The 13,786-nt window shown below is 60.6% G+C and carries 10 protein-coding genes and 1 tRNA gene; 8 read left to right on the top strand and 3 right to left on the bottom strand.

What is annotated here, in order from left to right; all coding sequences use genetic code 11:
* The first annotated feature begins 28 nt into the window (after positions 1-28).
* Positions 29-1,258, top strand: a complete 1,230-nt coding sequence (locus PVZ78_RS08285) for a multifunctional CCA addition/repair protein (protein WP_009051166.1) — start codon at positions 29-31, stop codon at positions 1,256-1,258.
* An 82-nt stretch (positions 1,259-1,340) separates the two neighbouring features.
* Here PVZ78_RS08285 and folK read toward each other — a convergent pair whose 3' ends face one another.
* Positions 1,341-1,859: a 2-amino-4-hydroxy-6-hydroxymethyldihydropteridine diphosphokinase gene (folK, locus tag PVZ78_RS08280; RefSeq protein WP_009051167.1), complete on the bottom strand. Its 519-nt coding sequence runs from the start codon at positions 1,857-1,859 to the stop codon at positions 1,341-1,343.
* Positions 1,850-2,203, bottom strand: a complete 354-nt coding sequence (gene folB, locus PVZ78_RS08275; protein WP_007926118.1) for a dihydroneopterin aldolase — start codon at positions 2,201-2,203, stop codon at positions 1,850-1,852. The genes folK and folB overlap by 10 nt, the downstream gene beginning before the upstream one ends.
* 74 nt (positions 2,204-2,277) lie before the next feature.
* Between folB and plsY the strand changes: the two genes are divergently transcribed.
* Positions 2,278-2,847 carry a glycerol-3-phosphate 1-O-acyltransferase PlsY gene (gene plsY, locus PVZ78_RS08270; RefSeq protein ID WP_009051169.1) on the top strand — a complete coding sequence of 190 codons (570 nt, stop codon included), beginning with the start codon at positions 2,278-2,280 and terminating at the stop codon, positions 2,845-2,847.
* A 41-nt stretch (positions 2,848-2,888) separates the two neighbouring features.
* On the opposite strand, the gene tsaD is transcribed toward plsY, so the two are convergent.
* Positions 2,889-3,914, bottom strand: a complete 1,026-nt coding sequence (gene tsaD / locus PVZ78_RS08265) for a tRNA (adenosine(37)-N6)-threonylcarbamoyltransferase complex transferase subunit TsaD (RefSeq protein WP_124315442.1) — start codon at positions 3,912-3,914, stop codon at positions 2,889-2,891.
* Between the two features lie 200 nt (positions 3,915-4,114).
* Between tsaD and rpsU the strand changes: the two genes are divergently transcribed.
* The 6 genes from rpsU to PVZ78_RS08235 all read left to right on the top strand — a co-directional run bounded on the left by rpsU (position 4,115) and on the right by PVZ78_RS08235 (position 13,714).
* Positions 4,115-4,330, top strand: a complete 216-nt coding sequence (gene rpsU, locus PVZ78_RS08260; protein WP_002551877.1) for a 30S ribosomal protein S21 — start codon at positions 4,115-4,117, stop codon at positions 4,328-4,330.
* Positions 4,331-4,799: 469 nt separating this feature from the next.
* Positions 4,800-6,764 (top strand): DNA primase, encoded by a 1,965-nt coding sequence (gene dnaG / locus PVZ78_RS08255; protein WP_009051170.1) that lies wholly within the window; start codon positions 4,800-4,802, stop codon positions 6,762-6,764.
* Positions 6,765-6,831: 67 nt separating this feature from the next.
* Positions 6,832-8,679, top strand: coding sequence for an RNA polymerase sigma factor RpoD (gene rpoD / locus PVZ78_RS08250; RefSeq protein ID WP_007926106.1), 1,848 nt, complete (start codon positions 6,832-6,834; stop codon positions 8,677-8,679).
* A 122-nt stretch (positions 8,680-8,801) separates the two neighbouring features.
* The gene (locus tag PVZ78_RS08245) at positions 8,802-12,545 is read left to right on the top strand and encodes a bifunctional diguanylate cyclase/phosphodiesterase (protein WP_016704065.1); all 3,744 of its coding nucleotides are present in this window, start codon (positions 8,802-8,804) and stop codon (positions 12,543-12,545) included.
* A 15-nt stretch (positions 12,546-12,560) separates the two neighbouring features.
* Positions 12,561-12,637: transfer RNA gene (locus PVZ78_RS08240), tRNA-Ile, on the top strand.
* Positions 12,638-12,928: 291 nt separating this feature from the next.
* A complete protein-coding gene (locus tag PVZ78_RS08235) occupies positions 12,929-13,714 on the top strand; it encodes a lipopolysaccharide biosynthesis protein (protein WP_273828550.1) in 786 nt (261 codons plus the stop codon).
* Positions 13,715-13,786 lie beyond the last annotated feature (72 nt).

The following is a 13,786-nucleotide window of genomic DNA, read 5'->3' as shown; positions in this document are numbered from 1 at the left end:
TATTCTGTCGGGCTAACGGAGGTTTTTTATGCAGATTTACAAGGTCGGCGGTGCGGTACGCGATCGCCTGCTGGGCAAACCGGTAACCGACATCGATTGGGTGGTAGTCGGCGCCACGGCCGAAGAAATGCTCGCCAAGGGTTTTCGCCCGGTGGGTTCGGACTTTCCGGTCTTTCTTCACCCCAAGAGCGGCGAGGAATACGCCCTGGCCCGCACCGAACGCAAGAGCGGTCGTGGCTATGGTGGCTTTACCTTTCACGCCAGCCCCGAGGTCACTCTCGAAGAAGACCTGATCCGCCGTGACCTGACGATCAATGCCATGGCGGAAGACGACCAGGGTGTTCTGACGGATCCGTATCACGGCCAGCAGGACCTGAAAAACCGCCTGCTGCGCCATGTTTCCCCGGCATTCGCCGAAGATCCCCTGCGCGTCCTGCGCGTTGCCCGCTTTGCTGCCCGCTACGCAGGACTCGGCTTCCGAGTAGCGCCTGACACCCTCGAGCTGATGCGCCAGCTCAGCGGATCAGGCGAGCTGGAAGCTCTGACGCCGGAACGCAGCTGGAAGGAAATCTCCCGCGCACTGATGGAAGATCACCCTCAAGTGTTCATCCAGGTACTGCGTGATTGTGACGCGCTCAAAGTCCTGCTGCCTGAAGTGGAGGCGCTGTTCGGTGTTCCGCAACCCGCCGTCCATCACCCGGAGATCGATAGCGGTGTGCATACACTGAGCGTTCTCGAGCAGGCGGCACTGCACAAGCAGCCATTGAGCGTGCGCTGGGCGTGCCTGTTGCACGACCTGGGCAAGGGCCTGACACCGCAAAGTGAATGGCCGCAACACATCGCGCACGAGCACAAGGGCCTGAAGCTGATCAAGCAGGTCAATGAACGCTTCAAGGCGCCACGCGACTGTCAGGAACTGGCGCTGCTGGTGGGTCAGTACCACACCCACGGCCATCGCGCCCTCGAACTGAAACCTTCGACATTGGCAGAACTGCTGCAGAGCTTTGACGTGTACCGGCGGCCGCAACGCTTCGAGGAGTTTATCGCCGCCTGTGAAATGGATGCTCGTGGCCGTCTCGGCCTGGAGGAGCGAGCCTATCCCCAGGCGGACTATCTGCGCGGCGCGGCCACGGCGGCGCGAACAGTCGCGGTACAACCGCTGCTGGAGCAGGGATTCAAGGGGCCGGAGCTGGGGGAGGCGCTGAAACGGGAACGACTGAAGGCGCTGAAGGCCTACAAGGAGCAGTACTCACAGTAAGAAACATCACGAGCAAGCGCCGTCATAGGAGCCAGCTTGCTCGCCAGCCGATCGCTGTCAGCCAGAACTGCGCCAGCCAGGGCTATCCCAGCTCCGGCGGCGTCAGCTGCCTGCCCCGCCACTCGAATGCCACGGGCGCCAGCACCTGGTCGATCCGGGCCTCGTGCCAGAGGGTAGCGAAGTCCTGCCCCGCCAGCGGATGAACCCGCCCCGGCGCCATCAGCGACAAGGGCCAAAGCACAAAGGCGTTCTTCAGAATTTCTGCACGCGGCAGGATCAAACCGTCGAAATTGCCCACCAGATCGCCGTACAACAGCACATCGATATCCAGCGGCAAGCCTTTGCGGTCCGGGGCATAACGACCGTTGTCCGCTTCAATGAACTTCAATCGACGGTCCAGCTCCATCAGCGGCAAATCGGTAAAGCCCGAAACCACCAGATTGAAGAACGGCCCGCTCTTGATCCCCACCGGCTGGCTTTCGAACACCGCCGAGCAGCGCATATCCAGCAGGAAGCCCGCCAGGGCATCGAGCCCGGCCAGCAGATGGGTTTCACGCTCGATATTGCTGCCGAGCCCAAGAAATACCTGAGTTAGCGACATCCGCGCTCGATCTCCACGCCAACACCTTTGGCGGCCGCGACAGCACCGGGTTTGGTCAGCTTGAGGTGCAACCAGGGAATATGGAACTCGCTCATCAGGACCTCCGCCAGACGCTCGGCAAAGGTTTCCACCAGTTGGAATTGCGCCTGCTCGGCAAACGCCTGGATCCGCGAAGACACGCTGGCATAGTCGAGCGCCAGGGTCAGGTCGTCACCGGCGGCGGCCGGGCGGTTGTCCCAGGCGAAGCTCAGGTCAAGGCGCAGGCACTGCCGGATGCCTCGCTCCCAGTCGTAGGCACCGATCACCGTGTCGACTTCCAGGCCCTCGATAAACACTCTGTCCAAGCACTCTTCTCCGCAGCACGACAAGGGCGCAATGCGCCGTTAGAATCAGGGCGTCCTCGCCCGGAATAGTTAGCATGTTTTGGTTACTGGCGATCTTCGCCTACCTGCTCGGCTCGCTGTCCTTCGCCATCTTGCTCAGCCGCCTGACCGGTACACCCGATCCGCGAATGAGTGGCTCGGGCAATGCCGGCGCCACCAACATGCTGCGCCTGGCCGGCAAGAAACTGGCGGTACTGACCTTGCTCGGCGATCTGCTCAAAGGGCTGTTGCCCGTGCTGATCGCCAGTCTCGCAGGCCTTTCGCTCCAACAACAGGCCTGGATCGGGCTCTACGCCGTACTGGGCCATCTGTTCCCGGTGTACTTCCGCTTTCGCGGCGGCAAGGGTGTCGCCACCGCCGCCGGGATGCTGCTGGGGCTTTACCCACCAGCGGCGCTCCTGGCCATTGCCGCCTGGCTCCTGACCTTCTACCTGACCCGCACCAGCTCGCTGGCGGCCCTGATCGCCACGCCCCTGACCTTGCCATTGCTGGCCTGGCAGGCACCAGCAGCGCTGCTGCCGATGAGCGTCCTCACACTGCTCATCGTCTGGCGCCACCGCGGCAATCTACGCGACCTGTTTGCCGGGCGCGAACGGCATTTCTGAATCCTGAAGATGAACCGGGCTCAGGTCAGTTTGATACCGACTCACAACGGCGACAGCTGCTCCATCGGCCAACGCGCCTGCACACTGATCGCCAGGCTTTCCTGCTGACCTGCCTGCAAACGCTGGCAACCAGCAAACGCGATCATCGCGCCGTTGTCGGTGCAGAACTCAGGACGGGCGTAAAACACATTCCCTTTCATCTCGCCGAGCATTTTTTCCAGCGACGCACGCAGCGCCTTGTTGGCGCTCACGCCGCCAGCGATTACCAGCCGCTTGAGTCCCGCCTGCTTCAAGGCTCGCTTGCATTTGATGGTCAGAGTTTCCACCACCGCCTGCTGGAAGGCGAGCGAGATGTCGCAACGGGTTTGCTCGCCGTCGTCCCCAGCGCTGATGCATTGTTGCCAGGTGTTCAGGGCGAAGGTTTTCAAGCCGCTGAAGCTGAAATCCAGCCCCGGACGATCGGTCATCGGCCGCGGGAAGACAAAGCGCCCGGCCACGCCTTGTGCGGCCAGGCGAGCGATTTCCGGACCACCCGGATAATTCAGGCCGATCATCTTCGCCGTCTTGTCGAAGGCTTCACCGGCAGCATCATCCAGGGTTTCGCCCATCAGCTCGTACTGGCCGATGCCATCGACCCGCACCAGCTGCGTGTGGCCACCGGAAACCAGCAAAGCGACGAACGGAAATTCCGGCGGTTGTTCTTCCAGCATCGGGGCCAGCAGGTGGCCTTCCATATGGTGCACACCCAGCGCCGGGATACCCCAGGCGAAGGCCAGCGCCTGGGCGCAGGAGGCACCCACCAGAAGGGCTCCGACCAGGCCGGGGCCCGCGGTATAGGCAATGGCGTCGATTTCAGTCGGTACGCAGTCCGCCTCGGCCAGGACCTGACGAATCAGGGGCAGCATGCGCTTGACGTGATCGCGAGAGGCCAGCTCCGGCACCACGCCACCATAGGCCCGATGCAGGTCGATCTGACTGAACAGCGCGTCGGCCAGCAGGCCCCGCTCGCTGTCGTAAAGCGCGACGCCGGTTTCGTCGCAGGAAGTTTCTAATCCCAGTACTAGCATGGGTTTGCGCCTTGTAGAGGCTAAATTCGAAGGCGCGCATAATAGTCGCCACTCCCTCAGCCGACCAGCGGTTTTCGATCAGAGGCTTTGCATTCCGAGCGATGAGGGGTTAACATCCGCAACCCTTAAAAACCGACGACCTCAGCCGCGATTTTTGCGACGAGAACGTTGACCCCGGTAATGAATGAAGGTAGCTCTGGATGCCAGCCGTCAAAGTTAAAGAGAACGAACCCTTCGACGTAGCTCTGCGTCGTTTCAAGCGCTCCTGCGAAAAAGCCGGTGTTCTGGCTGAAGTTCGTAGCCGCGAATTTTACGAGAAGCCGACTTCCGAGCGTAAGCGCAAAGCAGCTGCTGCTGTTAAGCGTCACGCCAAGAAAGTTCAGCGCGAACAGCGCCGCGCCGTACGTCTGTACTAATACACAGACGTTCGCTGCAAGCTTCTGCCAAGCCCGGCCCTCAGCCGGGCTAATGGCATTTGCGGACAACGCTTGATGCTTCACCGTCAACGCCGCGCATGCGACCGAGACAATCCGCTTCACCACGTCAGACCTGGCTTCCTGCCAGCGGTGCACGTCTCTTCTGACGAGCCTTCCAAGGCTACTGACGAGCACACTTTTATTCTGATTCCTCAACAGACTCAGCCCAAGGCGCCCTTCTCCAGCGTCCGCTTATGAGCCATCCGAGACCTGTCGGACTCAGAGCAATATCTTCAAATAGTCGAAGACTGATTGAAACTAACGTCAGTGGACTTTCGGCAGATACACTTCCCGATAGCGATCAAGCCGACGACAGATGGTCGAACGCGCAGCCGTTGCGTCTCGAACAGCCCATTTTCGAAGCCTTCGCATTGGTCCAATTCTTTCGCGCAGTGATGACGAGAACGCCATGGCCGGGCTGATTCCCCAGAGCTTTATTGACGACCTTCTGAACCGCACCGACATCGTCGATGTTGTCAGCTCGCGCCTGCAGATGAAAAAGGCCGGCAAGAACTACACCGCCTGCTGCCCGTTCCACAAGGAAAAAACCCCCTCCTTCAGCGTCAGCCCCGACAAGCAGTTCTATTACTGTTTCGGCTGTGGCGCGGGCGGGAACGCCCTCGGCTTCATCATGGACCACGACAACCTGGATTTCCCCCAGGCGGTCGAAGAACTGGCCAAAGCCGCCGGCATGGAAATCCCGCGGGAGGAAAGCGGTCGCTCGCACAAACCGCGGCAGCCGACCGATTCGCCGCTCTACCCGCTGCTGACCGCCGCCGCCGATTACTATCGACAGGCTCTGAAAAGCCACCCAGCCCGCAAGGCAGCAGTCGATTACCTCAAGGGCCGCGGCCTGACCGGCGAGATCGCCCGCGATTTCGGCCTCGGCTTCGCACCCCCCGGCTGGGACAATCTGTTCAAGCACCTGAGCAGCGACACCCTGCAGCAGAAAGCCATGATCGACGCCGGCCTGCTGATCGAAAACGCCGAAACCGGTAAACGCTACGATCGCTTTCGCGACCGAGTGATGTTTCCGATCCGCGACAGCCGCGGCCGGATCATCGCCTTTGGGGGCCGGGTACTGGGCGACGACAAACCGAAATACCTGAACTCGCCGGAAACTCCGGTGTTTCATAAGGGCCAGGAGCTTTACGGCCTGTTCGAGGCTCGCAAGAACAACCGCAACCTCGACGAAATCATCGTCGTCGAAGGCTACATGGACGTGATTGCCCTCGCCCAACAGGGCCTGCGTAACGCCGTTGCGACCCTGGGCACCGCCACCAGCGAAGAACACCTCAAGCGCCTGTTCCGCATCGTGCCCAGCGTGCTGTTCTGCTTCGACGGCGACCAGGCCGGACGCAAGGCCGCCTGGCGCGCACTGGAGGCGACCCTGTCCAGCCTGCAGGACGGTCGCCGGGCACGCTTCCTGTTCCTTCCCGAAGGGGAAGACCCGGATACCCTGGTGCGTTCCGAGGGCACAGATGCCTTTCGCGCACGCATCAATCAACACGCTCAACCGCTGGCCGATTATTTCTTCCAGCAACTGACCGACGAAGCGGATCCACGCTCGCTCGAGGGCAAGGCTCACCTGGCCACTCTCGCCGCACCGTTGATCGACAAGGTCCCCGGAGCCAACCTGCGGACCCTGATGCGCCAGCGCCTCAGTGAAATTACCGGGCTCAACAACGAGACCGTCAACCAGTTGGTGCACAGCGCCCCACAAGAAGCACCTCCGGTGTATGACGCTGGCATCGATTACGACGGCATACCGGACTATGTCGACTACCACGAGCCGCAAGAAGCCTATGTGCCGCAGCAGGAATGGACGCCGAAGAAAAGCGGCGCGGGCGGCAAGAAGTGGGAGAACAAGCCCTGGGACAAAAAGGGCAAGCGCAATGGCGATCGTGATCAGCCACGTGCCCCGCGCGTCCCGGCCGCCGTCGAACCCCCAACACTGTCAGCCCTTCGAACATTGCTGCATCACCCGCAACTGGCCGAGAAAGTTGAAGACGCCGGGCATTTCGCTGCCGACGACAACACCAATACCCAGTTGCTGGTCGCCTTGATCGAAGCCGTGCAGAAAAATCCTAAGCTACGCTCTATTCATCAACTGATGGCGCGCTGGCACGGCACTGAACAGGGCCGCCTGATCAAGGCGCTGGCAGAAAAGGAGTGGTTGATTGAGGGCGACAACCTTGAACAACAGTTTTTCGACACCATTAAAAGCTTGTCCGCTCGTCAACGTGAGCGTGTTTTGGAACAACTTCTCAGGAAATCGCGTCAAAGCGAATTGAGTGGCGAAGAAAAAATTCAGCTACTCGAGCTTTTAAAACGCAATGTTCCCGCATCAAACCCGACCTCAACTGGCGCGTGAGGTCATAGCTCGGGTATAATCCTCGGCTTGTTTTTTGCCCGCCAAGACCTTCAGTGGATAGGGTGTTATGTCCGGAAAAGCGCAACAGCAGTCTCGCCTCAAAGAGTTGATCAGCCGTGGTCGTGAGCAGGGTTACCTGACTTACGCGGAGGTCAACGACCACCTGCCGGAGGATATTTCAGATCCGGAACAGGTGGAAGACATCATCCGCATGATCAACGACATGGGGATCAACGTATTCGAGAGTGCTCCGGATGCGGATGCCCTTTTGTTGGCCGAAGCCGATACCGACGAAGCAGCAGCTGAAGAAGCCGCCGCAGCGTTGGCGGCTGTGGAAACCGACATTGGTCGCACTACCGACCCCGTGCGTATGTACATGCGCGAAATGGGAACGGTAGAGCTGCTCACACGTGAAGGCGAAATCGAAATCGCCAAGCGTATCGAAGAGGGCATCCGTGAAGTGATGGGCGCGATCGCGCACTTCCCTGGCACGGTTGAGCACATCCTCTCCGAATACACTCGCGTCACCACCGAAGGTGGCCGCCTGTCCGACGTCCTGAGCGGTTACATCGACCCGGACGACGGCATCGCGCCGCCTGCCGCCGAAGTACCACCGCCTGTCGATGCCAAGGCCGCAAAAGCGGACGACGACACCGACGACGATGACGCCGAAGCCAGTGACGACGAAGAAGAAGCCGAAAGCGGTCCGGATCCGGTCATCGCAGCCCAGCGCTTTGGCGCCGTTGCCGACCAGATGGAAATCACCCGCAAGGCGCTGAAGAAGCACGGTCGCGAACACAAGCAAGCCCTGGCTGAAATGCTGGCCCTGGCTGAACTGTTCATGCCGATCAAACTGGTTCCGAAGCAATTCGAAGGCCTGGTTGAACGTGTTCGTAGCGCCCTGGATCGCCTGCGTCAGCAAGAGCGCGCGATCATGCAGCTCTGTGTTCGTGATGCCCGCATGCCACGCGCCGACTTCCTGCGCCAGTTCCCTGGCAATGAAGTGGACGAAAGCTGGTCCGACGCGCTGGCCAAAGGCAAGGCCAAGTACGCCGAAGCCATCGGCCGCCTGCAGCCGGACATCATCCGTTGCCAGCAGAAGCTGACCGCGCTCGAGACCGAGACCGGCCTGACGATCGCCGAGATCAAGGACATCAACCGTCGCATGTCGATCGGCGAGGCCAAGGCCCGTCGCGCGAAGAAAGAGATGGTCGAAGCCAACCTGCGTCTGGTGATCTCCATCGCCAAGAAGTACACCAACCGTGGCTTGCAATTCCTCGACCTGATCCAGGAAGGCAACATCGGTTTGATGAAAGCGGTAGACAAGTTCGAATACCGTCGCGGCTACAAATTCTCGACTTATGCCACCTGGTGGATCCGTCAGGCGATCACTCGCTCGATCGCCGACCAGGCCCGCACCATCCGTATTCCGGTGCACATGATCGAGACGATCAACAAGCTCAACCGTATTTCCCGGCAGATGTTGCAGGAAATGGGTCGCGAACCGACTCCGGAAGAGCTGGGCGAACGCATGGAAATGCCTGAGGACAAGATCCGCAAGGTATTGAAGATCGCTAAAGAGCCGATCTCCATGGAAACCCCGATCGGTGATGACGAAGACTCCCATCTGGGTGACTTCATCGAAGACTCGACCATGCAGTCGCCAATCGATGTCGCCACCGTCGAGAGTCTTAAAGAAGCGACTCGCGAAGTACTCTCCGGCCTCACTGCCCGTGAAGCCAAGGTACTGCGCATGCGCTTCGGCATCGACATGAATACCGACCACACCCTCGAGGAAGTCGGTAAGCAGTTCGACGTTACCCGTGAGCGGATTCGTCAGATCGAAGCCAAGGCGCTGCGCAAGCTGCGCCACCCGACGCGAAGCGAGCACCTGCGCTCCTTCCTCGACGAGTAATACCAAGACCCCCAGCCCTGCTGGGGGTTTTGTTTTGTGCAGTTTAAAACTCCCCGCGCCTCACTCCCTCCGAATTGCCCGTCTACACTCGAAACATTCCCCCGTGCCATAACGAGACCGTTATGCCCAGACTGCCGACCGTGCTGATGCTGTCGCTGCTCGCCTGGACCGCAACGGCTGGCGCACTGACGCTCACCGATGAAGAACGAGGCTGGCTTTCCGCTCATCCGGAGTTGCGCCTGGGCGTCGATGCATCATGGCCGCCCTTCGAATATCGCGATGAGGAAGGGCGCTACCAGGGCCTTGCGGCGGACTATATCCACCTGATCCAGGATCGCCTGGCGATCACGCTCAAGCCGATAGAACCCGCCAGCTGGAGCGAAGTGCTCGAAACCGCGAAAAAGGGCAATCTGGACCTGCTGCCAGGCATCATGTCGACCCCGGAACGGCAAAACTACCTGGCGTTCACCCGCCCGTACCTCGATTTCCCCATTGTGATCCTGGCCCATAAAGGCGGCGCGCAACCTCGCAAGCTCCCGGACCTGTACGGCCTGAAGATCGCCGTCGTGGAGAATTACGCCCCCCACGAACTGCTGCGCACCCACCATCCAGACCTGAATCTGGTCGCCCTGCCCAATGTGAGCTCGGCCTTGCAGGCGCTGGCCCTCAATCAGGTCGATGCCGTGGTCGGCGACCTGGCTTCCAGTGTCTGGAGCCTGCGGCAACTGAAACTGGATGGGCTCTACGTCAGCGGCGAGACGCCCTACCGCTATCAGCTGGCCATGGGCGTCCCCCGCGACAGCAAGATACTGGTAAGCATTCTCGACAAGGTGCTGGCCGACATAAGCCCGGCGGAGGTCAACGAGATCCAGCAGCGCTGGGTGGGCAATGTACTCGACCATCGTTCGTTCTGGTCGGACCTGCTGTTCTATGGCCTGCCAGGGCTGCTCCTGCTGTTTGCCGTGCTGGCGGCGGTGATCCGCATCAACCGCCGGCTGAGCTCCGAGATCGCCCGCCGCGTGGCCCTGGAACAGGAACTGCGCAGCAGCGAATACCATTACCGCGGCCTGGTCGAAAGCCTTTCGGCGATCGCCTGGGAAGCGCGCATCAGCGACTTCACCTACAGCTACGTGTCGCCCCATGCCGAGCAACTGTTGGGCTACCCCCTTTCGCACTGGCTGATTCCCGGGTTCTGGAGAAACATCATCCACCCCGCCGACCTGACGCGCGCCCAGCACTTCTGCGACCACGAAGTCCTGGCCGGGCGCGATCACAGCCTGGATTACCGGGTAATCACTGCCGATGGCCGCTGCCTGTGGGTACGCGACATCGTCAGCCTGATCGAGCACGGACATGAACCGATCATGCGCGGCCTGATGATCGACATCAGCGAAACCAAACGCACCGAAGAGGCCCTGCAACTCTCGGAACAGAAATTCGCTTCGGTTTTCCAGCAATGCCCGGACATCCTGGTCATTGCCCGCCTGTCGGATGGCTGCCTGCTGGAGGTCAACGAGGCGTTCGAGGAACAGATCGGCCTGAGTGCCGAGCAAGTCATCGGCCAAACGGCTACCGAGCTGAACATCTGGGGTATCCAGGGCGTCGGCCCCGGGCTGCTGCAGCGCTTGCAGGCCGGCAGTATCCGTAACCTGGAGATGCCCTTTCGGCGCAGCAATGGCCAGCTGTTCACCGGACTGATCTCCGCCGAACCCTTCGACCTCGACACCACGCCCGCCCTGGTCGTGGTGGTCCGCGACATCACTCAGTTGAAGGAAACCCAGCAGCAGTTGCAAACCTCCGAAGAGAAGTTCGCCAAGGCATTTCACGCCTCGCCCGACGGCCTGCTGCTAAGCCGTCAGCGCGACGGTTTGCTGATAGAGGTCAACGAAGGTTTCAGCCGTATCACCGGCTTCAATAGCGCCATGTCCGTCGACCGTTCCACGCTGGAGCTGGGCATCTGGGTCAACCTCAACGAACGCCGGCAGATGCTCGACCTGCTGCAGCGGGATGGCTTCGTGCGCGACTTCAGCTGCCACATTCGCCGCAATGACGGCCAGATCCGCCTCTGTGAGCTCTCCAGCCGACCACTGCCGATCGGCGACGAGGATTGCATGCTGACCATCGCCCGCGACATTACCGAGCGCCACCTGATGCAGGAGAAGCTGCAACAGGCCGCCACCGTGTTCGAGAGCACCGCCGAAGGCGTATTGATCACCGATACCCAGCAGCACATCAGCGCGGTCAACCGGGCGTTCACCGAAATCACCGGCTACAGCGAAACCGAAGCCCTGGGCCACACCCCGCGCCTGCTGGCTTCCGGCCTGCATGACAGCGCCTTCTATGCAGCCATGTGGCACCAACTGACCGCCGAAGGTCATTGGCAGGGGGAAATCTGCAATCGACGCAAAAACGGCGAGCTGTACCCCAGTTGGCTGACCATCAGCGCGGTGCGTAACAAAGACCGCTTTATCACCCACTTCGTCGCGGTATTCGCCGATATCTCCAGCCTCAAGCACGCCCAGGCCAAGCTCGACTACCAGGCACACCACGATCCGCTGACCGGCCTGCCGAACCGCACCCTGTTCGAAAGCCGCCTGCTGACCGCACTCAACAGCCAGCAGGAGAACGGCGGCCAGGGCGCCGTGCTGTTTCTCGATCTGGATCGCTTCAAGCACATCAATGACAGCCTCGGCCACCCGGTCGGCGACCTGCTGCTCAGGGGCATTGCCGTGCGCCTGAAAGAACAGCTGCGGGACATCGACACCGTGGCCCGCCTGGGCGGGGACGAGTTCATCATCCTGCTGCCCGGGCTGCAGCAGCCCAGCGATGCCGACCACATCGCCAACAAGCTGCTGAACTGCTTCACTGCCCCGTTCCAGGCGGGTGAGCATGAGTTCTTCATCAGCGCCAGCATCGGTACCAGCCTCTACCCCAAGGACGGCTGCGACGTGGCCACGCTGGTCAAGAATGCCGACGCCGCCATGTACCGCTCCAAGGCCAAGGGGCGCAACCGGGTCGAAAGCTATACCCGCGACCTGACCGCCCAGGCCAGCGAACGCGTGGCCCTGGAACATGAACTGCGGCGAGCCATCGAGCGTAACGAGCTGTACCTCTACTACCAGCCCAAGATCAGGCTGGGCGACCAGGCGCTGGTGGGTGCCGAGGCGCTGATTCGCTGGCATCACCCGACCTTCGGCGATGTCCCGCCCGAGCACTTCATCCCCCTGGCCGAAGAGAACGGCATGATCCTGCAGATCGGTGACTGGGTGCTGGAACACGCCTGCCAGCAGTTGCGCAAGTGGAATGAGAACTATGAGAGCTTCGGCCCGCTCTCGGTCAACCTCGCCGGCGCCCAGCTGCGCCAGCCGAACCTGCTGGGGCGGATTGAACAACTGCTGAAAGACAACCGCCTCAAACCCGGCTTCCTGCAGCTGGAAATCACCGAAAACTTCATCATGAGCCAGGCCGAGGAGGCCCTGGAGGTGCTGCACCAGCTCAAGCGCCTGGGCGTTCAGCTGGCCATCGACGACTTCGGTACCGGCTACTCGTCCCTGAGCTACCTCAAGCGCCTGCCGCTGGATTTCCTCAAGATCGATCAATCTTTCGTCCGCGGCCTGCCCGATGACCCGCACGATGTGGCGATCGTGCGGGCCATCATCGCCCTGGGCCGCAGCATGCAATTCACCGTGATCGCCGAAGGCGTGGAAACCCATGACCAGCAGGTATTTCTCGGGAACGAAGGCTGCGAACAGATCCAGGGCTACATCATCAGCCTGCCGCTGAGCGCCGACGAATTCGCCGCGACCTTTCTGCGCCTTCCCGTTTCGGATTTTTCGGATAGCACAGCCGAGAAACCGTCGCTATAATCCGCGGCCTACTGAGGGCCTATAGCTCAGTCGGTTAGAGCAGAGGACTCATAATCCTTTGGTCCACGGTTCGAGTCCGTGTGGGCCCACCATCCCTTGAAAGCCGCGCATTGCGCGGCTTTTGCGTATCTAAAGCGCTGCAAATCCCTCGATCAGGCCGCCAGGCCGGCAAAGCAGCCGATCATTTCTTCCAAGAAATCGGCCCTAGCGCACAACTATTAAAAACCGCCACGGTCATAACCGCGCGGAAGTCGCGCATGACCTCCGTTTGACCCTAGACTGCATTTCTATCAATGGGGGAGAGCCTGTCCTTTCCCCGGCGTGATGCACCACCTAAGCCACCCCCTAATAATCAGAGTGGCCTGATGATTCGGACACAGCACATGGAAGTAGTATCTACGGCGCCTTCGCCTGGCCCGGTAACGGGGTTCGCACGTTGCCGGAATATTCAGCAAGGCCCTGTTTTCATCATTGCATCCGGTAGTTCGGCAAAGGACTTCCCCATCGAAGCCTTTGCGAACATCCCGATGATCACCATGAACGGGGCCATCTCGATGTTCCGCGGGACCGGCATACGGCCTTTTTTTTATGCCTGCACCGACACCAGCTTTTCCCTCCAGCAACCCGAACTCTTCGCCCAGGCGATGGCTATCAGTCAGCGCGTGGCGCTCTGGGAAGAACATGCCCGGACGATTCAGACCCAGCCTCATGGCGAGCTGTTTCTGCTGAAGAAGGCGCCACGACAAACCTGGAAGGAGCGGTTGCTCAGGAGCAACCGCGACCTGGTTCGCCCTCCCCTCCTCTCGGGCAACAGGAGCCGGACCATCGGCTTCAGCAAGAATCTCGAGCTGGGTTTCTTCGACGCCCGTACTGTGGCCTATCTGGCGCTGCAACTCGCCTATCATGCCGGCTTCGATACGGCGATCCTGGTGGGCGTCGACCTGAGTCCTGCCCAGGGGCGTTTTTATGAAACGCCAGACACCTTCAAGTCGCCCTGCGGCCTGGACCAGCACCTGCAATCGCGGATCCTGCCGTCCTTGAAGCTGATGTCGGACAAGATCATGGGCAAGGACTTCTCGGTGTACAACCTGTCCCCCACGTCGCGTATTCCCACGTCGATCATTCCCAACATCAGCCTCGACGAACTCGGCAAACTGATTAACCGCTGAGTTGTTGCAGGTGAACAGACGGGCTATATCCGCCCACAAAAAAAACCGCGCTAGGCGCGGTTTTTTTGTAAG

Source organism: Pseudomonas sp. SBT1-2 (assembly GCF_028640875.1).
In the GTDB taxonomy this organism is placed as follows: domain Bacteria; phylum Pseudomonadota; class Gammaproteobacteria; order Pseudomonadales; family Pseudomonadaceae; genus Aquipseudomonas; species Aquipseudomonas chlororaphis_I.
This window is presented reverse-complemented; position numbering and strand designations above follow the sequence as displayed.